This is a genomic window from Proteus genomosp. 4 str. ATCC 51469, assembly GCF_003144375.1.
Lineage (GTDB): Bacteria > Pseudomonadota > Gammaproteobacteria > Enterobacterales > Enterobacteriaceae > Proteus.
The window spans coordinates 131,690-157,116 of the sequence record NZ_PENV01000013.1; the positions used below are offsets into that span (position 1 = coordinate 131,690).

General features: G+C 39.1%; 20 protein-coding genes. 12 read left to right on the forward strand and 8 right to left on the reverse strand.

The features are described 5' to 3' along the window. Positions 1-124 precede the first annotated feature (124 nt). Together DK866_RS13145 and DK866_RS13150 are read left to right on the forward strand one after the other, a co-directional pair. Positions 125-1,186: a DUF2157 domain-containing protein gene (locus DK866_RS13145; protein WP_109409268.1), complete on the forward strand. Its 1,062-nt coding sequence runs from the start codon at positions 125-127 to the stop codon at positions 1,184-1,186. A gap of 37 nt (positions 1,187-1,223) precedes the next feature. Next, positions 1,224-1,472 (forward strand): CPCC family cysteine-rich protein, encoded by a 249-nt coding sequence (locus DK866_RS13150; protein WP_109409269.1) that lies wholly within the window; start codon positions 1,224-1,226, stop codon positions 1,470-1,472. Between the two features lie 26 nt (positions 1,473-1,498). Here DK866_RS13150 and degS read toward each other — a convergent pair whose 3' ends face one another. The 3 genes from degS to zapG all read right to left on the reverse strand — a co-directional run bounded on the left by degS (position 1,499) and on the right by zapG (position 4,804). Next, complete coding sequence (degS, locus tag DK866_RS13155) at positions 1,499-2,569, reverse strand: outer membrane-stress sensor serine endopeptidase DegS (RefSeq protein WP_109409270.1); 1,071 nt, start codon at positions 2,567-2,569, stop codon at positions 1,499-1,501. A 208-nt stretch (positions 2,570-2,777) separates the two neighbouring features. Continuing rightward, positions 2,778-4,169: a serine endoprotease DegQ gene (gene degQ, locus DK866_RS13160; protein WP_109409271.1), complete on the reverse strand. Its 1,392-nt coding sequence runs from the start codon at positions 4,167-4,169 to the stop codon at positions 2,778-2,780. 230 nt (positions 4,170-4,399) lie between these two features. After that, the gene (gene zapG, locus DK866_RS13165) at positions 4,400-4,804 is read right to left on the reverse strand and encodes a Z-ring associated protein ZapG (protein WP_109409272.1); all 405 of its coding nucleotides are present in this window, start codon (positions 4,802-4,804) and stop codon (positions 4,400-4,402) included. Between the two features lie 203 nt (positions 4,805-5,007). Between zapG and zapE the strand changes: the two genes are divergently transcribed. The 5 genes from zapE (at position 5,008) to sspB (ending at position 9,210) form a co-directional block, all read left to right on the forward strand. Next, on the forward strand, positions 5,008-6,123 hold the full coding sequence (zapE, locus tag DK866_RS13170) for a cell division protein ZapE (RefSeq protein WP_109409273.1): 1,116 nt from the start codon (positions 5,008-5,010) through the stop codon (positions 6,121-6,123). 434 nt (positions 6,124-6,557) lie between these two features. Further along, positions 6,558-6,986 (forward strand): 50S ribosomal protein L13, encoded by a 429-nt coding sequence (rplM, locus tag DK866_RS13175; protein ID WP_006535327.1) that lies wholly within the window; start codon positions 6,558-6,560, stop codon positions 6,984-6,986. 15 nt (positions 6,987-7,001) lie between these two features. Then, on the forward strand, positions 7,002-7,394 hold the full coding sequence (gene rpsI, locus DK866_RS13180) for a 30S ribosomal protein S9 (RefSeq protein WP_004245284.1): 393 nt from the start codon (positions 7,002-7,004) through the stop codon (positions 7,392-7,394). A 658-nt stretch (positions 7,395-8,052) separates the two neighbouring features. Next, on the forward strand, positions 8,053-8,694 hold the full coding sequence (sspA, locus tag DK866_RS13185) for a stringent starvation protein SspA (protein ID WP_023582862.1): 642 nt from the start codon (positions 8,053-8,055) through the stop codon (positions 8,692-8,694). A gap of 6 nt (positions 8,695-8,700) precedes the next feature. After that, the gene (gene sspB / locus DK866_RS13190) at positions 8,701-9,210 is read left to right on the forward strand and encodes a ClpXP protease specificity-enhancing factor (RefSeq protein WP_109409274.1); all 510 of its coding nucleotides are present in this window, start codon (positions 8,701-8,703) and stop codon (positions 9,208-9,210) included. Positions 9,211-9,328: 118 nt separating this feature from the next. Here the strand turns inward: sspB and DK866_RS13195 are convergent, their stop codons facing one another. The 4 genes from DK866_RS13195 to gltB form a co-directional block, all read right to left on the reverse strand. Next, positions 9,329-10,597 (reverse strand): amidohydrolase, encoded by a 1,269-nt coding sequence (locus DK866_RS13195; RefSeq protein WP_072069755.1) that lies wholly within the window; start codon positions 10,595-10,597, stop codon positions 9,329-9,331. A 14-nt stretch (positions 10,598-10,611) separates the two neighbouring features. Beyond that, entirely contained in the window at positions 10,612-11,886 is a 1,275-nt protein-coding gene (gene dcuC, locus DK866_RS13200; protein ID WP_109409275.1) for a C4-dicarboxylate transporter DcuC, read from the reverse strand. A gap of 508 nt (positions 11,887-12,394) precedes the next feature. Then, positions 12,395-13,792 carry an FAD-dependent oxidoreductase gene (locus tag DK866_RS13205; RefSeq protein ID WP_109409276.1) on the reverse strand — a complete coding sequence of 466 codons (1,398 nt, stop codon included), beginning with the start codon at positions 13,790-13,792 and terminating at the stop codon, positions 12,395-12,397. A gap of 9 nt (positions 13,793-13,801) precedes the next feature. Then, on the reverse strand, positions 13,802-18,262 hold the full coding sequence (gltB, locus tag DK866_RS13210; RefSeq protein ID WP_109409277.1) for a glutamate synthase large subunit: 4,461 nt from the start codon (positions 18,260-18,262) through the stop codon (positions 13,802-13,804). 673 nt (positions 18,263-18,935) lie between these two features. On the opposite strand from gltB, the gene arcB reads away from it, so the two are divergent. The 3 genes from arcB (at position 18,936) to mtgA (ending at position 22,882) form a co-directional block, all read left to right on the forward strand. Then, complete coding sequence (gene arcB / locus DK866_RS13215; RefSeq protein ID WP_109409278.1) at positions 18,936-21,272, forward strand: aerobic respiration two-component sensor histidine kinase ArcB; 2,337 nt, start codon at positions 18,936-18,938, stop codon at positions 21,270-21,272. A gap of 237 nt (positions 21,273-21,509) precedes the next feature. Then, entirely contained in the window at positions 21,510-22,160 is a 651-nt protein-coding gene (gene elbB, locus DK866_RS13220) for an isoprenoid biosynthesis glyoxalase ElbB (RefSeq protein WP_109409297.1), read from the forward strand. Between the two features lie 20 nt (positions 22,161-22,180). Beyond that, on the forward strand, positions 22,181-22,882 hold the full coding sequence (mtgA, locus tag DK866_RS13225; protein ID WP_109409279.1) for a monofunctional biosynthetic peptidoglycan transglycosylase: 702 nt from the start codon (positions 22,181-22,183) through the stop codon (positions 22,880-22,882). A 2-nt stretch (positions 22,883-22,884) separates the two neighbouring features. Here the strand turns inward: mtgA and DK866_RS13230 are convergent, their stop codons facing one another. Then, complete coding sequence (locus DK866_RS13230; protein ID WP_109409280.1) at positions 22,885-23,775, reverse strand: AraC family transcriptional regulator; 891 nt, start codon at positions 23,773-23,775, stop codon at positions 22,885-22,887. 486 nt (positions 23,776-24,261) lie between these two features. Here DK866_RS13230 and DK866_RS13235 point away from each other — a divergent pair, with 486 nt between their 5' ends. After that, positions 24,262-25,098: an urease accessory protein UreD gene (locus tag DK866_RS13235; protein WP_109409281.1), complete on the forward strand. Its 837-nt coding sequence runs from the start codon at positions 24,262-24,264 to the stop codon at positions 25,096-25,098. Between the two features lie 21 nt (positions 25,099-25,119). Continuing rightward, positions 25,120-25,422 (forward strand): urease subunit gamma, encoded by a 303-nt coding sequence (locus tag DK866_RS13240; protein ID WP_004908484.1) that lies wholly within the window; start codon positions 25,120-25,122, stop codon positions 25,420-25,422. Positions 25,423-25,427: the final 5 nt, after the last annotated feature.

Sequence of the window (25,427 nt, forward strand, 5' to 3'; positions counted from 1 at the left end):
TGTTTATTATTTTTTAATGATAATAATCAGATAATTCATAAGGCATTTCTTTCGTGGCAAGATACAGTAAGAAAAATAAACCTATTTTAGAAAAAACGCGATGAGCTGAAAGAAAGGAACAAATATGCAGGTAACAAGGAAACAAGAACGCCTTATTCGCCAAGCACTTGATAAATGGCAGCAATCTGGTGATATTTCAGAACAAGAACATCAGCAATTAGGAAGTACGTTGCAATGCATCCCCTTTGATTGGAAACGGTTGAGTCGTTACGCGTTTTGGATAGCGATTGCGTGCTTGATTATTGCTGTTGGCAGTATCTTTAGTGATAGTGCATTAGTTTATTATCTAATTGAAATTTTTAGTGTTTCTGAAATTATGCGTGTGATATCTCCGGCACTTATTGCCTGCATACTTTATTTTTGGGGATTTAAACGTCAGCGAAAAGAAACACAATGGCATTACAGTACTGAATTTATTCTGTTTTTAGGTGTGATGTTTACCGCTATTTTTCTTTGGCAACTGGGAGAATTGCTGGATACGGGAAGTGGTCATATTGCCCCTCTCTTTTTAATTGGTTGTGTGATTTATGGTGTGATTGGTTTTATCAGTCGTTCCTCGTTGGTGTGGTTATTTTTCTTACTGATGTTAGGGAATTGGTTTGGCGCTGAAACGGGTTATATGTCAGGTTGGGGCGCTTATTGGTTAGGGATGAACTATCCTATTCGTTTCGTTCTCTTTGGTGCAGTATTATTAGCGGGCTGTTATTTCTTACAAAATGTGTTGGCACACCGTCGTTTATTTACCATGACAAAAATAATGGGACTTACTTATCTCTTTATTGCGTTATGGATAATGTCTATTTTTGGTAATTATGATCCTGATACTTGGTATCGTACTTCAAGTGTGAATTTGTTACCTTGGGCACTGTTATTTGGTGTTGTTTCCGTTATTTGTATCTATATCAGTCTTAAAACCGATGATGGCATGTTAAGAGGCTTTGGCCTGACATTCTTAGGTATTAATCTTTACACTCGTTTTTTTGAATATTTCTGGGATAGTTTACACAGTGCGATTTTCTTCTTTATTTTAGCGATTTCATTGATTTTAATTGGACGGAAAGCTGAAAAAATTTGGCATGCTGTTGAACATAATTCACTCGCGAGTAAACCGAATAAAAATGAATAAAATTTCGCTTTATTCGTTGTTGTAATAGGAGATTACTTTGATAGAGAAACGCAGTTGTCACCTTCCACTCGAAGTGAGTTGTGTTGCTTGTCATTATCTTGTCTTTAAAGACAAAGATGAGGCCTTTTTTGAGATCTGTCCGGTTTGTGGCTGGCAAAATGATGGTACTAAAGAAGGCGAATATAGCGGTTGTAATCACAGCACGTTAGAGGATTATCGTAATACAGAAAGTTTTCAAGAAAGTTGCTTACAAAGTGCGACATTTTATATGAAATCTCCCTATTAGCGGGTTATAGGGAGATTATGTGTGAGTTAAGATTCTGGTTGGTATTCCGAAATAGTCACATCAACATTTAACTCATTACCCTCACGTAATAACGTAACGGGCAATACTGTGCCGGGGCGAGTCTCTGCAATATAGTCCATCATTTCCATGGCAGAAGTTGCAGGCGCATGGTTGATGCTAAGAATGATATCACCTGTTTTTATGCCAGCTTTATCTGCTGGACTGTTTGGTGAGATCCGGAAAATACGTAGCCCTTGGATTTGCTTAATATCAGTATTTGAAGAGCGAATTCTTGGTAATTCTTTAGCTGTGATACCAATAAAACCTCGAATAACACGACCATCACGAATAAGTTTATTCATGATTTTTACAGCCAATTCGGTTGGAATAGCAAAGCCTAAGCCTTCAGCACTTGGGCGATACCCATTGTAGGTTCCTGAGTCAAACGTCATGGTATTAATACCCACAAGTTCGCCCTCTGTATTAATAAGTGCTCCACCTGAGTTGCCTTCATTAATTGAGGCATCTGTTTGTAGAAAATTTTGGTAACGTGTTGGACTTAATCCCACTCGGCCTGTTGCACTAATTATCCCTTGAGTAATGGTTTGCCCAATATTAAATGGGTTACCAATAGCAAGAACAACATCCCCTACATGTGAGATCCGTTTGCTATTAATGGGGATCGTCGGAAGTTTCTCTGCATCGATTTTTAAAACGGCTAAATCAGTTAAAGGATCGGAACCAACAAGTAAGCCTTCATAAAGATCACCATTTTGTAATGCAACAATAATCTGATCAGCATTATTAATAACATGTTGATTTGTTAGAATATAACCTCGTCCATCCATAATAACGCCCGCACCTAAAGAGGTCAGTTCGCGACCTTCTTGAGAAAAGCTTCCCATGGTACTGCTATAAACATTGACGACTGCCGGGGCCGCACGACGTACCGCTGTATTGTAGCTAAACGGCGCATTGAGAAAATCACCATTAATAAGGTGTTCAATAAAAATAGGACGAATCGAAGGGACTGCAATCAAAAGAATTGCTGCTGTTAAAAGGCCAATCAGTGTCGATCGCAGTAACTTAGTTAACATAAAAATCCTGTATTTATGTCTGACCGTGAGATTATTTGCGTAGAAGTGATGAGAATAGCATAGTTTAACTTATGAAAGCATCGCTCAGTGCATAATATCCTATTTTAAGCTAATGACTCTTATCAAAAATTAACATAAAAAAAAAGCCCTATAATCAATATTACAGGGCTAAGGAAATCAATAAATTAGATAGGTGAAAGCTTACTTCTTAGCGCGGTGTATTACGTAACAGCAGGTAAATTTCATCATTACCACGCTGTATGTTTAATGCAATAACCGGGGGTTTAGCATCAATGGCTTTACGTAAATCGCCTAATGATGCTATTGGCGTATTATTGATACCAATAATCAGGTCGCCTTTCTGTAAACCAGATGCAGCCGCCGCTGAACCTTTCTCTACAGAATCCACAGCAACAGCTTTGACTTGTTTGTTTAAGTAGTTACTTAATGTGGCGCCTTGTAGTGCAGGAGAGAAATTATCTGCGCGTGTTGCATCAGCTGATTGTTTCTCTAATGTCACTTTGACATCCATTGGTTTACCTTGGCGGATTAAGCCAATCAGAATTTCTTTACCTGGAGGTGTTGTTCCAACCTTAGCTCGTAACTCTGCAAAGCTATTGATACGTTTTCCATCAACAGAAATTAAAACGTCACCCGGTTTAATACCTGCTTTTGCTGCGGATGAATCAGGTAAAACTTCGCTGACAAAAGCACCACGTTGTGCATCAATATTAAAGGATTTAGCCAGATCAGAATTCATTTCTGTGCCACGAATACCTAAGATGCCACGTTTAACTTCGCCATGAGAGATCAGTTGTTGGCTAAGATCTCGTGCCATATTACTTGGGATTGCAAAGCCGATACCGATATTGCCGCCTCCCGGTGCTAAAATAGCGGTGTTAATTCCGATTAACTCACCATTTAAGTTAACTAATGCACCACCAGAGTTACCACGGTTGATAGAGGCATCTGTTTGAATAAAGTTCTCTAAACCCTCAAGGTTTAAGCCACTACGGCCTAACGCGGAAATAATACCGGATGTTGCTGTTTGACCTAAACCAAATGGATTACCGACAGCAACAGCAAAGTCACCGACGCGCAGTTGGTCTGAGTCCGCCATTTTTATTGCTGTTAAATTTGTTGGTTTTTCAATTTGCAGTAAGGCGATATCTGTTTGTGGATCGCTACCAATTAATTTGGCGCTAAATTCACGACCATCATTAATTTGTAGTTGAATTTTATCTGCACCATCAACAACGTGGTTATTGGTTAATACATAGCCTTTTTGTGCATCAATAATGACGCCTGAACCTAAGCCTTCAAAAGGGCGAATACTTTGTTGTTGTGATGGAAAGTTAGGACCAAAGAAAAATTTAAACTCTTCAGGCACTTGTTGGCTTTGTACTCGTGTTCCTGAAACATGCACACTGACAACGGCTGGTAGCACTTTTTCTAACATAGGTGCAAGGCTTGGGAGTTGTTCTCCCGACGGCATAACTGCAGGTAATGCAGCCATACTGGTTGCTGGGATAGTTGAGAGTGAAAGTCCGACACTCATTGCTAATGCACTAAGTAATAATTTTCTTTTTTTAGTCAACATGAATTAGAGTCTCTTGATACAGTTATCAAAATAAAATTTATTGCTCAAAATGAGCACGATGTCATTAAGACCTGTACTAACAAAGGAAAGTTCATTAAGACATGATGCACTTTGCTTTCTTTTACACGGATTTACAAGACAAAAGCTATCTTTAAAACCATAGCAAATAATTGCCATTTTATGGTATTTAATAGAAAGAAAAACGCCACAATAAATGTGGCGTTTTAGTATTAATTGTCTTTTTTCTCTGTAGGTCTGAACAATCCAGATGCCCCTTCGGAATAATCGCGAGGTGGCATTTTTATTGGGGATTGATCATTTGCTGCTTCAGATTCACTTAATCGGTAATTAAATGGATTATCTTGAGCTGGCATATCTGGCATGAGCTCATTAGAGCTTTTTGCCATATGTTGGTAAAGCTGACGGTAATCTCTCGCCATGTTGTCTAATAGTTCAGCACTTCTAGCAAAGTGGCTGACAAGCTCATTGCGATAAGTATCCAGTTCTTCTTTTTTTGTATCTAACTCTGCTTTTATAGCATCTTGTTGGCGAAGGGTGCTGTTACCGTAACGCATTGCGAGTGCGCCGATAATAAGACCTACAACTAATCCAATCAGTGCATAAACCCAAACCATGGCAACTCCTTTTCATCTAATAGTGAGGACGATGGATTCTTATAACATCATAACCGCTAAAAGGCATGGGTGGAATAATATCCTTAAGCTTAATATGAAATTCCTGTGTTACGTTGATGTTAAAACAATTCTTAATGCTTATAATAGAGACATTCGACAGACACAACCTAGTATGTCAGAAAATTAAGGATAAGAGGGCATTCATGACTGTTAGTACGCCGTTATCACTTTATGAAGCCGCATTGATGCAAGGTGATTATCAACCTGACGATGTTCAGCGAAAAACTGTTCTCCATCTTCAACAGATATACCATGCATTATTAAAAGAGACTCCACCAGAAAAAAATTCGTTAACACAACGATTATTCGGGCGAATTCGCACAAAAAAACAGCTTGTTGCACCAGAACGTGGTTTATATATGTGGGGCGGAGTGGGACGAGGTAAAACATGGCTTATGGATATGTTTTATCAAAGTTTACCAACAGAGCGAAAGTTGCGACTCCACTTTCATCGTTTTATGTTACGTGTTCAAGAAGAGCTAAAAAGCTTACAAGGACAAGAAGATCCACTAGAAATTATTGCTGATGGCTTTAAAGCACAAACAGATGTACTTTGCTTTGATGAGTTTTTTGTTTCTGATATTACGGATGCCATGATTTTAGGCACGTTATTAGAAGCGTTATTTACCAGAGGGATCACTCTAGTCGCAACATCGAATATTCCTCCTGACGAGCTTTATCGCAACGGATTACAGCGTTCCCGTTTTTTACCTGCAATAGAACAAATCAAACATCATTGCGACATTTTAAATGTTGATGCAGGTATTGATTATCGTTTAAGAACGTTAACACAAGCACATCTTTTCTTATCTCCATTAAGTGATAAAAACCGCCAAGAAATGGAGAGGATTTTCTCTCACTTAGTCACCAGTGAACCACAAACCGATGTGACTTTAACCATTAATCATCGGCCGATGAAAGTCAGAAAAGTCGCTAATGGTGTACTGGCAGTTAATTTTGCAACCTTATGTGTGGAAGCGCGTAGCCAGCTTGATTACATCGAGCTTTCTAAGCATTATCATACAGTTCTATTACATGAAATGACGCAAATGAACGCGTTAAATGAAGATGTTGCTCGTCGGTTTTTAGCATTAGTTGATGAATTTTATGAACGTAGAGTGAAACTGATTATTAATGCCGATGTTGAAATGAATGCGATTTACCAAGGTGATTTTTTACAGTTTGAATATCAGCGTTGCCTTTCTCGTTTGCAAGAGATGCAAAGTGAAGAATATTTGGTGCAACCTCATCTTGCTTAATGTTTAATTCTTGAAGAAAGTCATCTTTCATTATGGTAGGATGGTGCAGGTTAAGTTGCTTGATGTTTTTTTATATGAAAATAGAAAGCATTAGGCAGCTTACAAACGCTCTGGAAAGGAACAATTCTTCTCTTCAGGTAGCAAGAATTTATCAGTCAAATCAGAAAAAAGTGCTAAATTCGATTTTTTCACTGAAATATTGAAAAAGAATTCAATTGTTTTTCAATTATGACTCGATTTTTTTTTCTGACTTCTCTATAATCTTGCGACCCCACGTTGCAGCAAGTTTTTTATTTCCCAAAAAACTCGCATTTTAGAGTCAGCAGTGCTACTCGAAGGGGTAGGTTTGCTGGACACAAGAGTCGTGTGAACCTCAATAGTATTTGAACCGAGCGTTCACCAACGTGTAACTAAACATTGGGTAATTTTCAATAATGAAAACTTTTACAGCTAAACCAGAAACCGTAAAACGCGACTGGTATGTTGTTGATGCAGACGGCAAAACTTTAGGCCGTTTAGCAACTGAAATTGCTAGCCGTTTACGCGGTAAGCACAAAGCGGAATATACTCCGCACGTTGATACTGGTGACTACATCATCGTTTTAAACGCTGAGAAAGTAGCCGTAACTGGTCACAAACGTACTGACAAAGTTTACTACCGTCATACGGGTCACGTAGGTGGTATCAAACAAGCGACTTTCGAAGAGATGATCGCCCGTAGTCCTGAGCGTGTAATCGAAATCGCGGTAAAAGGCATGCTGCCAAAAGGGCCACTGGGTCGTGCGATGTATCGTAAACTGAAAGTTTACGCAGGATCTGAGCACAACCACGCGGCACAACAACCGCAAGTTCTGGACATTTAATCGGGATAATAGGCAATGGCTGATAATCAATACTACGGCACAGGTCGCCGCAAAAGTTCTTCCGCACGTGTCTTCATTAAGCCAGGTAGCGGTAATATCGTAATCAACAAACGTAGCCTAGAAGTTTACTTCGGCCGCGAAACAGCACGTATGGTTGTTCGTCAACCGCTGGAATTAGTTGATATGCTGGGTAAATTAGATTTATACATCACTGTTAAAGGTGGTGGTATCTCTGGTCAAGCTGGCGCGATCCGTCACGGTATCACTCGTGCACTGATGGAATATGATGAGACTCTACGTTCTGATCTGCGTAAAGCTGGTTTCGTTACCCGTGATGCGCGTTCTGTTGAACGTAAGAAAGTGGGTCTGCGTAAAGCACGTCGTCGTCCACAGTTCTCTAAACGTTAATTTGTTATCTTTTAGATATCAATTTGATGTTGAAAACCCGTCTTCACAGGCGGGTTTTTTATTTTTGATTAATTTGTGTTTATTGATAATAAAAACATAATGTTGCTAATGTATTAAGACGATAGTCACGAAAACAGGTGTTATGTAAGATAACCAAACAATTAAAAAAACTCATTTTTTGGATGTTTAATCTAAATAATTTTATTTTTTAATATTATAATCTTACTTTTAAGGTAATGCGGCATATTATATTGAATTATTTGCATGAGCCCCCCTAAGTAACATGAATTCTGATAGAATAACGGACTTCGGTGTCTTTCTTTCTCTAATTTCACAATGTTGCCGATGGTGTATCAACAATAGTGTCTGTTATTCATTTTAAAGCAATACCAAAATTATTATCACAATAATGATTGTTGAATGATTATTTTGGTATTACTTGATAATGATATGTGCCGCAAAGACAGGTGAGTTTTTAACCCTGTAGAATAAGATTATCCCGCGATAACACTTTTTATACAGGTAGTTACCCAATGTAGTTAATAACTTAGAGACTTATTTAAGTTAACTGCGTTTGTGTGCTTGTCTTTTAGGAATGGGGAAATGGAAAAGGTATTGTGCCAATTCATTTCTTTAATTGATTAACTTGGAGGTTTTCATGGCTGTCGCTGCCAACAAACGTTCGGTAATGACTTTGTTTTCCGGTCCGACTGATATTTTCAGCCATCAGGTCAGAATTGTCCTAGCGGAGAAAGGTGTCAGTGTTGAAATTGAACAGGTTGAAGCTGGTAATCTTCCACAGGATCTTATCGATCTGAACCCTTACCAAAGTGTGCCGACTTTGGTCGATCGTGAGCTGACTCTGTATGATTCACGTATCATCATGGAATACCTTGATGAGCGCTTCCCTCATCCTCCTTTAATGCCAGTTTATCCAGTTGCTCGTGGTAGCAGCCGTTTAATGATGCATCGCATCGAGCATGATTGGTATTCTCTAATGAACACCATTGAGAAAGGAACAGAACAACAAGCCAATGCAGCTCGCAAACAGTTAGCTGAAGAGCTACTGGCTGTATCGCCTGTGTTTAAAGAATATCCTTACTTTATGAGTGAAGAATTCAGCTTGGTAGATTGCTATTTAGCTCCGCTTCTATGGCGTTTACCAGTATTAGGCGTGGATTTAAGTGGTGCTGGTGCTAAAGATGTACAAATTTATATGCAACGTGTTTTTGAGCGTGATTCTTTCCTCGCCTCATTAACCGAAGCAGAGCGTGAGATGCGCTTACCTTCAAGAGGGTAATAAAGTATGGAGATTATGGATATGTCTCCGCGTCGTCCGCATTTATTACGTGCGCATTATGACTGGATCATTGAAAACGAATTAACACCACATTTAGTTGTTGATGTGAATATTGATGGTGTTCAAGTTCCAATGGAATATGCGCATGACGGTCAAATTGTACTAAATATTTCATCTCGTGCTGTAGATAGCTTAGAGTTAACACCGTATCAGGTTTTATTTAGTGCAAGTTTTGGTGGCATACCTCGTAAAGTGCGAGTGCCTATGGCTGCTGTTATGGCTATTTATGCGAGAGAAAACGGTGCGGGAATGATGTTTGAGCCAGAGCCAGCTTATGAATCTGGTGCATCATTACAGTTTGCTGAAGATGAAAGTGAAGAGAATACTTTAACGCCTGTTAATGAAGGCTTATCGCTTGTCACTGATGGTACGGTAGAAACCGATACATCTTCACCAGATGATGATCCTGAGCCACCTCGTCCAACAGGCCGTCCGTCATTACGTGTTGTGAAATAAGAGAGTATCTTATTTGTATTAATGAAAAGCCCAGTTTACTTGAACTGGGCTTTTTTATGTACAAAAAAAGCACTCTATATTGCTATAGAGCGCTTTATTGAATTGTATTACTGAAAAACTATTTCAGTAGCTCTTCTAAACAGCCAGTGTAAAGATTAACAGCGGTCATTAATTGTTTTTCATCGAAATCAAAGCCTGCTTGGTGGTGACCTGCAGTTCTATCGGCACCAACAACGAAATACAGTGATTTACCACCACAGCGTTGTACACGTTTTGCTAATACAGTCGCATCTTCACTTCCCCCAAATGGGCGAGTAGCAACGGCGGTTAACTCTGCATGTTTACCAACGACTTTGGTCATGACATCAATGAGTTCTTGGTCGTTTGTGAGGTCAACGGCTTCACCCATAATTTCGCTTTCCATTTCTAACTGGAAGCTATGCGCTGCACCTTCAGCCATACGTACTGCATTGGCAGCCATAAAACTGTTGATCTCTTCATTTTCACCGCGAACTTCAATTTGCATTTCAGCATTAGCTGGAGTGACATTACGGCCTTCACCGGCTTTTAATACACCGATGTTGATACGTGACATCCCTTTACCATGGCGAGAAATACCCAGCATTTGTGTTGCTGCGTGGCAAGCGCCAGCTAATGCATTACGACCTAATTCTGGCTCTGCACCTGCGTGAGATGGCGCACCTTTAAAACGGAAGTCATATTTAGTAGTACATAAGAAATGTGTTGGGTTAATAACAATTTCACCACTGTTTGCGATAAAGCCTAAGTGCGCTCCTAAGAAGTAATCGGCATCATCTGCGATACCACTCTCAGCCATTGCACGAGCACCACGAACACCTTCTTCAGCTGGTTGGAATAAGATTTTAACTTTACCAACAACTTTATCTTTATTTTCAACTAACCAGTGAGCAACACCTAAACCGATAGAAATGTGTCCATCGTGACCACAGGCGTGCATTTCGCCAGCGTGGCAAGATGCAAAATTCTCGGCATGAGGACGATGTTTAGCTTCTGTTGCTTCGTTAACACCCACACAGTCGATATCAAAACGCAGAGCTACAGTTGGGCCTGCTTTTCCGCTATCAAAGATAGCCACACAACCTGTTAGTTCTTTCATTTCATCAAGTAGAGCTTCATCAACTTTATGCTCTCTTGCAACAGCTAGGCCTTTTTCAACAACTTGACGACGGCGGCCAAAAGCAAACTCTTGATTGATAACGTCTGGGCCAACTTTAACTTCTAAACCTAAGCTACGTAATTCTTTGACAATTTTCGCTGTGGTTAAAAATTCTGACCAACCAATTTCTGGGTATTGGTGAAACTCACGACGCCATTTTATTAATTTTTCTAGTGTAATTGCTGACATATTCATTTCTCCACTTATAACATGAATAACGCAACAGCGATGACGCCGATAATCATACCTGGTGCAGTACGTTTTGCGATTTCCATAGGGTTAACATTTGCAAGGCCAGCACAAACAATCGCTGCACCTGCCAGTGGTGACATTGTACGGCCTAATGCGCCAGATAAAGCCGCTGCCATACCCATGTCTGGGATTTCATAACCAAATTGTGCAGCATGAGGTGTCACTGTTTCGTTGAATGCGAATGCTGCTGCGTCACCAGAACCTGTGATAATACCCATTAAGAATGGCCCTAAAGTACCACCCCAACGAGCAAATTCAGGAGAGTGAGTTAAGAAGTTGATGAACGCGTCGATTAAACCAGATGCTTTCAGACCTGCTGCGAATACGGCCGCTGCAATGATGATACCTAATACATCACCATAAGCATTACCCATACCTTTAAAGAACTCTTTGGTAATTTGAGCAGGGTTAGTTAATGTGATGAACAGAGCATAGATAGAACCAATTAACATTGCTGCTGGTACTGACAGTTTAAATGTACTGAAAGTCTCAAAGAATGGCAGGATCAACAGGATTAATGGAATGAAAGGTGCCGTTGCGTATAAATAGTTCGGGCGAATAGCTTCTGGCGTTGCCTGTGCTGATGAAGAAGATGCATCACCAGTAACAGAAGCCATTTTGAACTCTTTTTTCACTAAAGCGACAACAGCAAGTGAAACTGCAGCAATACCACCAGCCATTAAGCTGTATGGGCTATGGCGAGCAATTAAGTCAACCACTTCCATATTAGCCATGTTAGCAACGAAGGCATTATGCGACATACCTGGGCTTAACATTGAACCGATAGTACCACATAACACGGCACCACCAGCGATAGCTGGGTGAATACGGGCTGCGATTAATAATGGGATTAATGTCGCCCCTACCGCAGCAGCACAACCTGCAGCTGATGGGATCGCGATATTAATGAAATAAGTGACAATAACTGTTGCTGGGATAAGGAAGAAGCCAAGACGAGTCATTACTTTTGATAATACATGCACCAGATGCATATCACATTTGGTGTATTTCATAACATAAGCAAAACCCATACTCGCACAGATTGCTTGAATTAATGATGAAGACACCATGCGCTCACTAAATGCGGTAAACGCATCTAATGGGGTTAGGCTTAAAATACAGAGTAATAAGCCCGCACCAATTAGCACCATTCGGGTTTCATATTTTTTTATTAGCAAATAGACAGTTACAATAATAACGGCTACTGCTATCAGTTGCATCACCATAGTGATCCCCTAGTTAATTATGACAATACTATTAATTGTGAAAACGAACCTAACATCAATAAATTATATTTTTCTGTAAAGTTATTAGGTGACTCCATTATGAAGTTGGTAGGTTGACAATATTTGATTGTTATCAAATTTAATAGCCGAAATAAAATCTATTTTTTTAGACTGTGATGTTATTAACAAATGCTGTAAAACAATTATCATTAAAAGATGACGGAAAAGTTAAATAAAAAGAGATAAAGTAAAAAATACGAAAACAAATTATATTTACTATAGGTTAAGAGTGTTATTTTGATACAAAAAAGAATATCTATTTTTATCAAAATATTATTCAATAATTTATATTAAATGGTAATGAGAATGATTATTTATGGGATACTTTTATGATCCTTAAATATTATTTATTTATAGTAATAAAACATTAATAAAATTATCCCACTTAAATTAAATGGGATAATTAGCAAGAGAAATTGTTATTTTAAATATCAAAAATAAATGATATTTAACAGGATAAATACTGCAAAATGCCTTCTGCTGCCTCTCTTCCTTCGGCTATTGCTGTTACTACAAGATCAGATCCTCGGACAATATCTCCCCCAGCAAATACTTTAGGATTTGTTGTTTGATTAGGTATTTCTTGGTTGTTTGAAATAATAATTCGTCCTGAAGATGTATATTCAATATTATTTTCATCTAACCATGGATAATGTGCAGGTTTAAAGCCAAATGCGAGAATAACAGCATCGGCAGGTAATTCATGTTCACTGCCTTCAATAGGAATTAATGTTCTATCATTTTTAGTTTTTATAACACGGATACCAACCACTTTATTTTGATTATCGACTTCAATATCCATAGGTTGGAGGTTAAATAAAAATTCACCGCCTTCTTCTTTGGCATTTTTCACTTCGCGTTTAGAACCCGGCATATTGCTTTCATCACGGCGATAGACACAGGTAACTTTATTTGCTCCTTGTCGAATGGCTGTGCGAACACAATCCATTGCCGTATCACCTCCACCTAATACCACAACATTTTTATCTTTAAGGTCAATATAAGGTGTTTGAGGATCTTCGTTATATCCCATTAAATAACGAGTATTACCAATTAAATAAGGCAGTGCGCTATAAACACCCTCTGCCTTTTCATTGGAAAAATGACCACTTAGACTGTGATAAGTACCTAATCCAAGAAAAACAGCGTCATATTGTGTAATAAGGGTATCTAGAGTGATATCTTTACCAACTTCAGTATTAAGACAAAATTCAATCCCCATTTCACTAAATAGCTCACGACGTCGGATCATCAGCGATTTTTCGAGCTTAAACGAAGGGATACCAAATGTAAGTAAGCCACCAATTTCAGGGTGCTTATCATAAACAACAGGTTTCACACCTTGTCGAATAAGGACATCTGCACAGGCAAGACCCGCAGGGCCTGCACCGATAATTGCAACTTTCTTATCTGTCATTGTGATGTGAGAAAGGTCGGGGCGCCATCCTTGTGCTAAAGCGGTGTCATTGATGTAACGTTCAATATTACCAATCGTCACGGCACCAAAATCATCATTGAGTGTACAGGCTCCTTCACAAAGCCTATCTTGGGGGCAAACACGACCACAAATTTCAGGCAAACTGTTTGTTTGATGGGAAAGCTCAGCAGCTTCAATAATGCGCCCTTCATTTGCAAGCTTTAACCAGTTGGGGATGTAATTATGAACAGGGCATTTCCATTCACAATATGGATTACCACAGCCTAAACAGCGATCAGCTTGCGCAGAAGCTTGTTGCGGTGAAAAAGCCTCATATATTTCAATAAACTCAATTTTGCGAATAGCTAATGGTTTTTTGGTCGGCTCAATACGATTTAAGTCGATAAACTGATACACATTCTGACTCATAATATTCTCCTATTGTGCCTGAACGCGTAATTCAGCGGATGAACGACGAGGATGACCGAGTAACGCATTGACATCACTGGATTTGGGTTTAACTAATTTAAAGTGTTGTGACCAATATTCCCACTGTGAAAGTAACATTTCACCTTGCTGTGAACTTGTTAATCTTACATGCTCTGCAATCATGCCTCGTAAATGTTCAGCGAGAATGGCAAAGGATGCTACAGGAAGCAACTCAATAGATGAGGCATTGATCCGTTGTGATAATGTTGAATCTTCATCTAACAGATAGGCAAATCCACCCGTCATTCCTGCACCAAAGTTAATACCAGTTTTGCCCAGAATGCAGACAATGCCACCTGTCATATATTCACAACCGTTATCACCGACACCTTCAACCACGGCAATTGCCCCAGAGTTTCTTACAGCAAAACGCTCACCAGCTAAACCGGATGCATAAAGCTTTCCACCTGTGGCACCATAAAGACAGGTATTACCCATAATCGTGGCGTGGTGATTTTTAAAGGCAGAGCCAACAGGGGGGGAAATAACAATACGTCCCCCCGCCATGCCTTTTCCTACATAATCATTGGCATCGCCCACTAAGGTTAATTCAATACCTTGAGCATTCCAGACACCAAAACTTTGGCCAGCTGTTCCTGTAAAATGAAGCTTAATCGGGGTTGTAGATAAGCCACTTTCGCCATATTTCTTAGCAATAATGCCAGATAATGTTGCACCAACAGAACGATCAGTATTACGAATATTAAAATAATAGGTTTGGCTTTTTTGTTGCTCAACGGCTTGAAGGGTTTGAGTAACAATGCGCTGGTTTAATTCGCCCTTATCATAAGTATTATTGTTTTCCTGACAATAAAGCGCATAACCTGATGGTGGCGTTACGGTTTCTAACAATCCACTTAAAGAAAGCTTTTGCTGTTTACTGCTAACGCCTTCTAGGCATGAAAGCAGATCAGTTCGACCAATTAAATCCGTGATTTTTCTCACACCAAGTAATGCCATTAACTCACGAGTTTCTTGCGCAATAAAACGAAAGTAGTTAATAACGCGTTCAGGCAATCCGTGATAATGGTTACGACGGAGTGTTTCATCTTGGGTTGCAACACCCATTGCGCAATTATTTAAATGACAAATGCGCAAGTATTTGCAGCCTAGTGCCACCATGGGGCCTGTACCAAACCCAAAACTCTCTGCGCCTAAGATCGCCGCTTTAATGATATCTAAACCTGTTTTTAATCCACCATCGACTTGTAAACGAATTTTATGACGTAGATTATTTGCCACTAGCGCTTGTTGTGTTTCAACCAAACCTAATTCCCACGGGCTTCCAGCATATTTGACAGAGGTTAATGGGCTTGCTCCTGTACCACCGTCATAACCTGCAATAGTGATCAAATCGGCATAAGCTTTGGCAACACCAGTAGCAATGGTGCCAACACCTGGCTCTGAAACCAATTTTACAGAAATCAGCGCTGTTGGATTTATCTGTTTTAAATCAAAAATAAGCTGGGCTAAATCTTCAATTGAGTAGATGTCGTGATGGGGTGGTGGTGATATTAGGGTCACACCAGGTACGGCATAACGCAGTTGCGCAATATAAGGTGTCACTTTATCACCAGGAAGTTGTCCGCCTTCACCTGGTTTTGCTCCTTGTGCCACTTTGATTTGTAAAACATCAGCACTCATTAAATAAGAGGGAGTCACACCAAAGCGGCCAGAAGCAATTTGTTTGATCCGTGATACTTTATTGGTGCCATAACGTATTGGATCTTCACCACCTTCTCCAGAATTCGAAAAACCACCTAAGGTATTCATTGCTTGCGCAAGGGCTTCATGCGCTTCTCGGCTTAATGCGCCAATTGACATCGCTGCAGTATCAAAACGTTTAAATAATTCGGTTTCAGGCTCGACTTCTTCAATTGAGATGGCTGTTGCCTTGTTATTAAGCACTAACATATCGCGCAATGTTGTTATTGGGCGTTGTTGCACAAGGTTTGCATAGTGTTGATAGTCGGTATATTCCCCACTATTTACAGCTTTCTGTAATGCTTGAACGACATCAGGGTTATAAGCGTGGTATTCCCCTTTATGGGCGTATTTTAATAAACCTCCGGCTTCTAAAGGATAACGAGTTAACCAAGCCCGTTTAGACAGATTAAATAAATCCTGTTCAAAATCACTAAAGTCAGCGCCATTAATCCGATTATCAACACCCGCAAAACAGAAATTAACAACGTTATCGTTTAATCCGACCGCCTCAAAAAGCTGAGAGCAACGGTAAGAGGCAACGGTTGAAATGCCCATTTTAGACATGATTTTATACAGGCCTTTATTTATACCATTACGGTAATTCAGCATCATTTGAGCATAAGAGCCTTGCAGGATTTTTTTATCAACACGTTGAGCTAAAGATTCGTAAGCAAGGTAAGGGTAGATCGCGGTAGCACCAAATCCGAGTAATACAGCGAAATGGTGTGGATCACGGGCACTGGCCGTTTCGACAATAATATTAGCATCACAGCGTAAGTTATTATCTACTAATGCTTTTTGTACTGCACCAACCGCCATAGGCGCAGGAATAGGTAGTCGCTCTTTTGCGATATTCCTATCTGATAAAATCAGTAAAACAGCACCGTTGCGAACTTCTTGTTGTGCTTTTACACATAATTGGTGTAAGGCTGTTTCTAGGTTAGATCCTATTGGTTGATACGTGGTATCAAGATGAATTGCGCGGTAATAAGGACTTTCTTGATTAATAAGTTGTTGAAAATCGCTATAGAGTAAAATAGGGGATTTAAAACTGAGTCGATGAGCTTGGCCTTCAGCTTCACAAAACACATTCATTTCACGTCCAATACATGTTGCCAAAGACATGACATGGGCTTCTCTTAATGAGTCTATTGGTGGATTAGTAACTTGCGCAAATTTCTGTCTAAAGTAGTCATAAATCAGGCGTGGACGTTGAGAAAGTACAGCAAATGGCGTGTCATCACCCATTGAACCTGTGGCTTCTTGTCCGTTTTCTGCAAGTACATGCAAAATGTTTTCTAACTCTTCTTGGCTATATGCAAATTGTTTTTGATATGTTGCTAATAATGTGTCATCAAAGGCGCGTTGGCCAGTTGCTTGTTGTTCTGGTAGTGCTTCAAATGGCGTTAAACGTTTAACGTTACGTTCAAGCCACAATTTATAAGGATGACGCCTTTTTAAATCTTCATCGGTTTCAGCTGAGTGTAAAATACGGCCATGATGAGTATCGACTACCATTAGTTCACCGGGGCCAACACGTCCTTTTTCTCGCACTTCATCAGGTTGATAATCCCAAATACCAATTTCAGAAGCACAAGTAATGATGTTATCCGTGGTGATCACATAGCGGGCTGGGCGTAAACCGTTTCTATCAAGAGTGCAAGCGGCATAACGACCGTCTGATAACACAATACCGGCAGGACCATCCCAAGGCTCCATGTGCATTGAGTTAAAATCAAAAAATGCTCGTAAATCATCATCCATTTGAGGATTGTTTTGCCACGCAGGAGGAACGAGTAACCGCATAGCACGAACAATATCCATACCTCCATTGAGAAAAAGCTCTAGCATATTGTCGAGTGAACTTGAATCTGAGCCACTTTCATTCACAAAAGGAGCTGCACTTTGTAGATCAGGGATCAGCGGGGTATGAAATTTATAGGCGCGGGCTCTGGCCCATTGGCGATTACCTGTGATGGTATTAATTTCACCATTATGTGCTAAATAACGAAAGGGTTGGGCGAGTGGCCATCTTGGTGTGGTATTAGTGGAAAAACGCTGGTGGAATAAACAAATTGAAGATTCCATGCGTAGATCAGCCAGATCAGTAAAAAAACGCGGTAAATCGATGGCCATACAAAGGCCTTTATAAACCGTCACCAAATTGGAGAGGCTACAAATATAAAAATCACTGTCAGTGATACGCTTTTCAATTCGTCTACGGGCAACAAAGAGTCGTCTTTCAATATCACTTATCCGCCAGCCTGCTGGAGCATTAACAAAGACTTGTTCGATTAAAGGAAGTGAAGAAAGAGCAATGCTGCCTAGAATATCTGTGTTGATAGGAACTTTACGCCAGCCAACAATTGAAAGTGTTTCACGTTGTAGTTCTTCTTCGACGATAAGACGGCATTGTGTGGCAATATTGGGATCTTGGCTTAAAAATAGCATTCCTACGGCGTAATTTTTTGCTAAATGCCAGCCCTTTTCTTGTGCAACTAATTGGAAAAAACGCTCTGGTTTTTGTAAGAGTAATCCGCAACCATCGCCGGTTTTACCATCAGAAAGAATAGCGCCACGATGTTGCATTCTGGCGAGACCATGTATGGCATTTCTGACAATCTTATGGCTGGCTTGCCCTTCAATATGCGCGATCAATCCAAACCCACAATTGTCTTTTTCCTGTGTCTTTTGATAGAGCATTTTTTGCTTCCTACTTAGTTTGCTGGGCACCTCAAAAAAGAGCGCAAAAGGAACGTTTTGGCTCAAAGTATGTAGGTAAATTTATGGGTACTCAGTCGGGTGATGTTGTGTTTGCCTAGCTTGGTGTGTTTTTTATATTGCTATGCAATGCCTTTTCAACTTATCGATAAATAAAAATCAGGTCAATGTGTAGGGATATTTGACTGAGATAAAATAGATAAGGAAATTTTTATTTTAAAATATTGATTAATAAATAAATTATTCTATTTTAAAATAGTAAGGGAGTGATTTTTTAATGTGAGCTATATCACTTTATTTGAGCGATTTAGCTTTATCTCATCCTTTAATGATAAAAACGGGTAGTGAGTTATTCTAATGAATATATTGATTTTGGAATTTTATTGTTTTTATACATTTTGTATAAAAAAAGACAAATTGAATTTTTTCTAATAAGGTCTATTTATCGTTGCTATCTCTGTCGTTTATGTTACTTGGTTTTGTATTATTTTTATGAATGCATATATCTTGGATAGGCACGTTGAGAGAAAATAAACAGTTAAATCAAATAAAATAATGAAAAATAGCCTCTCTTAATTAGATTTCTGAATGTTCGCCACTGCGCCAATTCATTTTTGGGTTATCATTCCATAGATTCAATATATTGGAGTTTTCAATGAAATTGCTCAAAGGGCTTGCCCAATACTACGTTGACTTAATGATGAGGCTAGGGCTTATCCGCTTCTCATTGTTGTTAGCTTCCGCATTAGTTGTTTTAGCGATGGTTGTTCAAATGGCGGTAACATTCTTGCTTGCAGGTGATGTTACCAGTATTGACCTTGTTCGCTCTATTTTCTTTGGGTTGATTATTACGCCTTGGGCTGTCTATTTTCTTTCAGTTGTCGTTGAACAACTAGAAGAATCACGACGTCGTTTATCTCGTATGGTAGATAAACTTGGTGTAATGCGACAGCGTGATTTAGAGCTTAATTCTCAATTAAAAGAGAATATTGAGCAATTAAACTTGGAAATTCAAGAGCGTGAAAAAGTTGAAAAAGCGCACCTTGAACTTTTGGAAAAACTCAAAAGTGAAATGAAGCGTCGTGAGTTGACACAAATAGAACTGGAACAACAATCTTCACTGCTACGTTCATTCCTTGATGCCTCTCCTGACTTAGTTTATTACCGAAATGAAGATAATGAATTTTCAGGATGTAACCGCGCAACAGAATTACTGACAGGTAAAAGTGAGAAGCAACTTATCGGTTTAACACCTCTTGATGTGTATGACGAAGATATTGCGATAAAAGTGATGGAAACCGATGAGAAAGTTTTCCGTCACAATGTCTCACTTACCTATGAGCAGTGGCTAGTTTACCCTGATGGGCGAAAAGCCTGTTTTGAATTACGTAAAGTGCCGTTTTATGACCGTATTGGCAAGCGTCATGGTTTAATGGGTTTTGGACGTGACATTACAGAGCGTAAGCGCTATCAAGACGCGTTAGAGAACGCTAGCCGTGATAAAACCACCTTTATCTCAACAATCAGCCATGAATTGCGTACACCGCTTAATGGCATTGTTGGGTTAAGCCGTATTTTATTGGATACCGAACTTTCACCAGAGCAACTCAATTACTTAAAAACGATCCATGTGAGTGCGATTACGTTGGGTAATATTTTCAATGACGTGATTGAAATGGATAAGATTGAACGTAGAAAAATTCAACTAGATAACCAACCAATCGATTTTACTGAATTTATTTCTGATTTAGAAAACCTTTCAGGATTGTTAGTACAGCCCAAAGGATTGAAATTTACACTCGAAGCAGAAGAAACCTTACCGCATAAGATAACTTCTGACGGAACTCGATTACGTCAGATCTTGTGGAATCTCATTGGTAATGCTGTGAAATTTACGCAAGAAGGTGAAATCAAAGTTCGTATTTGGCAAGAAGCCCCTGATAAGTTGTTCTTTGAAGTCAAAGACAGTGGCATCGGTATCCCTAAAAGTGAGCTTGAGAAGATTTTTGCCATGTACTATCAAGTCAATGATAGCCAAGGCGGACGCTCTGCAACGGGAACGGGGATTGGACTTGCTGTTTCAAAACGCCTAGCACAGCATATGGGCGGTGATATTCATGTAGAGAGTGAGTTAGGTAAGGGATCTGTCTTCACGCTCTCTATCGTTGCTCCTGCGATTGAAGAGCATCTTGATATTGAGAATGATGATGAGTTCTTATTGCCAGCGTTAAATATTCTACTTGTTGAAGATATTGAGCTTAACGTTATTGTTGCCTGTTCAGTTTTAGAGAAATTAGGTAATACCGTTGATGTGGCAATGACTGGGCAAGAAGCTTTATCGATGTTTAAGCCTGATGAATATGACTTAGTGCTATTAGACATTCAATTACCTGATATGACAGGCTTTGATATTTCAAGAAAATTACGTCAAGAATTCGACAGTAATGAACTTCCGCCATTGATTGCGTTAACTGCAAATGTTTTGAAAGATAAAAAAGAGTATTTAGATGCGGGAATGAACGACGTATTGAGTAAACCACTTTCTGTAGATGCTCTTACTGCAATTATCAACAAATTCTGGGGAGATGGTGCGGTTTCTGTGCCATGTAATGAGCCATCGGAATTGTTGAATAAAAATGAAGAGTTATTAGATATAGACATGCTGAATCAATACATCGAACTTGTCGGACCTCAATTAATCACAGATGGTTTAGATGTTTTTGAAAAGATGATGCCAAGTTATATGTCAGTCCTCGAATCTAATCTGACAGCGCGCGATCAGAAGGGCATCACTGAGGAAGGACATAAAATCAAAGGTGCAGCAGGCTCTATTGGTTTAAAACATTTACAGCAACTCGCTAAACAGATCCAATCACCGGAATTACCTGCTTGGTGGGACAATGTGCAAGAGTGGGTAGATGAATTAGGTAAGGATTGGAGAAAGGATGTAGAAAGTTTAAGAAACTGGTTGTCAGGGGCTAGAAAAAAATAACCCCAACCGAAGGTTGGGGTGCGCGAATACTGCGCCAACACCAGGGAAACTTTTCTATCCGCTTTTTTTGATTCTCATTACATAGGCGAATAGGATGAAACTATTCCATACATCATACAAGCAACAAAATAGCAAAGATAAGTTTTTTTGTTACAAGAAACATTTAAATATGTGATGGCGATTGGTGTTTACACCTATAAATGGGTAACTAGTAATCTACTACAAATGGAGAAAGATATGAAATCAATTGCGGTAATTTTAAGTGGCTGTGGTGTGTTTGATGGAAGCGAAATCCATGAATCAGTGCTAACAATGCTTGCTTTAAGCCAAAATAATGCTGAGGTTCATTATTTTTCACCTAATGATTTACAACCAACTGTAATTAATCATATTACAGGTGAAGAAAAATCAGAAAAAAGAAATATGATGGAAGAGTCTTCACGTATTTCTCGTGGGAAAATATCCCCTTTATCAGATGCAAAGGCTGAAAACTTTGATGCAGTCATTATTCCTGGTGGTTTTGGTGCTGCGAAGAATTTATGCAACTTTGCCACTAAAGGGAGTGAGTGTGAAATTAACAAAGATCTCTTAAGATTTGTCCAAGCTATGCATCAACAGAAAAAACCATTAGGGTTAATCTGTATTGCTCCCGTTATGTTACCGAAAATGTTAAATGCTCCAGTTAAATTAACAATCGGAAATGATGTTGCAACGGCCAGTGCTATTGAAAAAATGGGAGGAGTCCATATAGATTGTCCTGTTGATGACATTGTTGTTGATGAAGAATATCGAGTAGTAACCACTCCTGCATATATGCTTGCACAGTCTATTGCTCAAGCACAGATAGGTATTGAGAAATTGGTTAAGAAAGTCCTTGAAATGGCTTAATGTATAGGTGAAAACAGCAGATGACACTGGTGAGAAAGTTAAAGAAACTATTAATTATTCTAATTGCTTTATGGCTGTTAATAGTTGTGCTGTTTTCTTTTTTACCAGTGCCTTTTTCTGCTGTTATGATCCAAAGACAAATTTCTGCTTGGAGTGAGTTTGATTTCTCTTATGTGTCTCATTCCACTTGGGTTGGTGAAAAAGAGATAGCACCAGCGATGTATTTAGCGGTTATTGCTTCTGAAGATCAAAATTTCCCCAAACATTGGGGCTTTGATTTTGATGCTATTGAGAAAGTTTTCAAAAAAAATCATAACGGCGGGAAAACATTGCGGGGTGCATCGACAATTTCTCAACAAACGGTCAAAAACCTTTTTTTATGGGATGGCCGTAGTTGGATAAGAAAAGGGCTTGAAGCAGGCATGACGCCCGTTGTTGAACTCATCTGGTCAAAAAAACGTATTTTAACGGTATATCTAAATATTGTTGAGTTTGGTGATGGGATCTTTGGTGTAGAACAGGCCTCCCAACATTATTTTAGAAAGCCTGCTAAACAACTAACTCAACAAGAAGCGGCGCTATTAGCTGCAGTTTTACCTAATCCCCACATCTATCACGTCAATAAACCTTCAGCTTATGTCTTAAAACGGCAACAGTGGATCTTAAATCAAATGCGATTATTAGGTGGAATCACTTTTTTAAAGAAAAATGATTTGTCATAACATTATAACGTTTGAAATATTTTTCTATCTGGCTCTGCAATTTTTTCTGACAATTTCGTTATCGCAGAAGGATCATTAGCCTCTCGAGACTGAATTCGAAATTGTGATGGTGTGATACCGTATTTACGTTTAAAAGCATCGCAAAAATAGGCATTACTACCAAAGCCACAACGATGGCTGATTTGAAAGACAGAATAATTAGAGAATGTTAGATAATTTAAGGCAATCCCCATTCGAACATCTAATAATAATTGGCAAAATGAAACCCCTTCTTTATTTAAATGACGACGCAGTGTTGATGGGGTGGTAAATAGCGTTTTTGCCACATCTTCTAAATGCCATTTTCGTTGTGGATCTTGTGTGATTAAATGCGTAATTGCCTGATTTTTGGGTTCATCATAATTAAATCGGAAGATATTTAATATATCGATGCCTTCTTGATATACCGCCATCAAAATAAAAAACAGACACTGTTGCATAAACATGGTTTCTTGAGAGGGAGAACCATGAGGTAGCGGTAAGCACTGTTTGAGTATGCCAAAGTTGCTTTTTACCACTTCTGGTGTGGATAAATGATAAGCCGGAAGGTGGCTTGTTAGTGGAGAGCTTGATTTAATTAGAGGCTTTAATAAAGAAAAGACAGATTGAAGCTCTGTTTCGCATAAAACGAGAGTATGTAGCTCAATCGATTTATGGGTGAATTGATTAACAATATCACAGGAAACTTGGCTATATTTGGGAATAATAAGAGTTAAATGGGTTGATACATCAATAGTTTGTCCATTGATGCAAATTGTACCTTTTGCGCCACTAACCATCGCTATCATCGGGTTTTCGATGTAAAACGTTTTTAAAGACATTTGGTTAGAGGACAGAATGTGTTTGTATTCCATAATCTCCAATATACCGCAGGCAAGCTAAGCATCAATGTTGCTTAAATGTTTAATGTGAACTCATTTATTGTATAAACGAATAAGTTACATCTAGAATAAATAGAGAGATTATTCTAGTTAAGAATGAGTGCCATCATGCGAAACTGCATGACAGTCGCACAGAATATAATCCCGTTGATGAAAGATGACAATATAGATATACGCTCATTTTCTACATTTATTTTAATCAGTGTTATTTTTTCTAAATAAATTGCTATTTATTTAAAACGCATTTTTCGAAATAAGGTGTAGAATCGCGCGTCACAGACGAAAGGGATTATCCTGTTCTTAGGGTATCACAGTTTGTCTTTTTACCCACACCCTATCCAACATTCATTAGCTTATTTTCTATTTGATTTTGAATGACACAATCTTATGGATAGCGCTGTATGTATTCACGTATTTTCCTGATTTATTGATAATTTTGCCGAGTTGGCAGGAGTGAGTATGTCTGACTTTTCAGGGAAGGGTTGGCTTGCTGAAATCGTTTTACGTTATGAAGTAAAACGCGGAATGACGCGTCTTACAGAAAAACGCCATGTCGGTCCACTAATGGTTCAGCGTCCTTTTTATCCTGAGCAAGGTATTGCACACACTTATTTACTCCATCCTCCAGGTGGGGTAGTTGGTGGTGATAAGTTATTGATCAATATTGATGTTCAATCTGAAGCTCATGCATTGCTTACCACGCCTGGTGCAACCAAGTTTTATCGTAGTGCGGGGGGCGTGGCTCATCAAATTCAAACATTAAAGGTCGCCCCGAATGGATTTTTAGAGTGGCTTCCTCAGGAGAATATCTTTTTTCCTGAGGCGCGAGCACATCTAGAAACGCATATTCATGTTGCATCGACTGCCAAATTTATAGGTTGGGAAATTCAATGTTTTGGCCGCCCAGTTTTAAATGAATGGTTCGAAAATGGCAGTGTTAAAGGACGTTTTAATTTTTATATTGATGAAAAGCTGACATTAACAGAATCGCTTTTTGTTAATGGTTTACAAAATAAAGCGGCCGCAATGCGTGAATTTCCCATGTTGGGTTCGCTTTATATTTATCCTACATCTGATGAATTAAAAAATCTTATTCAACAATGTGTTGAGGCTTTTTCAGCCTCTTACAACCCTGTTATCGAATATGGTTTAACCGATGTAGACGGTATTTTAGTTTTACGGTTATTAGGTTCACAAACAGAGCCGATGATGGCGTGTTTTGCTCAAGTTTGGCAAACCGTCAGACAACACTGGTTAGGGTATTGTCCTGAGCCGCCTCGTATATGGGCGACATAATCGTTAATTTTAGGAGCAGAAATGGAATTAACACCAAGAGAAAAAGATAAATTACTGCTTTTTACAGCGGGCCTTGTTGCTGAAAGACGTTTAGCAAGAGGGCTGAAGCTTAATTATCCTGAAGCGGTTGCATTGATTAGTTGTGCCATTATGGAAGGTGCTCGTGATGGCAAAACCGTTGCCCAGTTAATGAGTGAAGGACGCACTGTTTTAACGGCAGAGCAGGTGATGGAAGGGGTACCAGAAATGATAAAAGACATTCAAGTAGAGTGTACATTCCCTGATGGTACAAAACTTGTTTCTATTCATGATCCTATTGTGTAGGTAAC

Bases quoted from the DNA above. Each gene is read 5' to 3' on its own strand.
- DK866_RS13145 (WP_109409268.1), top strand. From the start codon at position 125: ATGCAGGTAACAAGGAAACAAGAACGCCTTATTCGCCAAGCACTTGAT.
- degS (WP_109409270.1), bottom strand. From the start codon at position 2,569: ATGTTAACTAAGTTACTGCGATCGACACTGATTGGCCTTTTAACAGCA.
- degQ (WP_109409271.1), bottom strand. From the start codon at position 4,169: ATGTTGACTAAAAAAAGAAAATTATTACTTAGTGCATTAGCAATGAGT.
- zapG (WP_109409272.1), bottom strand. From the start codon at position 4,804: ATGGTTTGGGTTTATGCACTGATTGGATTAGTTGTAGGTCTTATTATC.
- zapE (WP_109409273.1), top strand. From the start codon at position 5,008: ATGACTGTTAGTACGCCGTTATCACTTTATGAAGCCGCATTGATGCAA.
- rplM (WP_006535327.1), top strand. From the start codon at position 6,558: ATGAAAACTTTTACAGCTAAACCAGAAACCGTAAAACGCGACTGGTAT.
- rpsI (WP_004245284.1), top strand. From the start codon at position 7,002: ATGGCTGATAATCAATACTACGGCACAGGTCGCCGCAAAAGTTCTTCC.
- sspA (WP_023582862.1), top strand. From the start codon at position 8,053: ATGGCTGTCGCTGCCAACAAACGTTCGGTAATGACTTTGTTTTCCGGT.
- sspB (WP_109409274.1), top strand. From the start codon at position 8,701: ATGGAGATTATGGATATGTCTCCGCGTCGTCCGCATTTATTACGTGCG.
- DK866_RS13195 (WP_072069755.1), bottom strand. From the start codon at position 10,597: ATGTCAGCAATTACACTAGAAAAATTAATAAAATGGCGTCGTGAGTTT.
- dcuC (WP_109409275.1), bottom strand. From the start codon at position 11,886: ATGGTGATGCAACTGATAGCAGTAGCCGTTATTATTGTAACTGTCTAT.
- DK866_RS13205 (WP_109409276.1), bottom strand. From the start codon at position 13,792: ATGAGTCAGAATGTGTATCAGTTTATCGACTTAAATCGTATTGAGCCG.
- gltB (WP_109409277.1), bottom strand. From the start codon at position 18,262: ATGCTCTATCAAAAGACACAGGAAAAAGACAATTGTGGGTTTGGATTG.
- arcB (WP_109409278.1), top strand. From the start codon at position 18,936: ATGAAATTGCTCAAAGGGCTTGCCCAATACTACGTTGACTTAATGATG.
- elbB (WP_109409297.1), top strand. From the start codon at position 21,510: ATGAAATCAATTGCGGTAATTTTAAGTGGCTGTGGTGTGTTTGATGGA.
- mtgA (WP_109409279.1), top strand. From the start codon at position 22,181: ATGACACTGGTGAGAAAGTTAAAGAAACTATTAATTATTCTAATTGCT.
- DK866_RS13230 (WP_109409280.1), bottom strand. From the start codon at position 23,775: ATGGAATACAAACACATTCTGTCCTCTAACCAAATGTCTTTAAAAACG.
- DK866_RS13235 (WP_109409281.1), top strand. From the start codon at position 24,262: ATGTCTGACTTTTCAGGGAAGGGTTGGCTTGCTGAAATCGTTTTACGT.
- DK866_RS13240 (WP_004908484.1), top strand. From the start codon at position 25,120: ATGGAATTAACACCAAGAGAAAAAGATAAATTACTGCTTTTTACAGCG.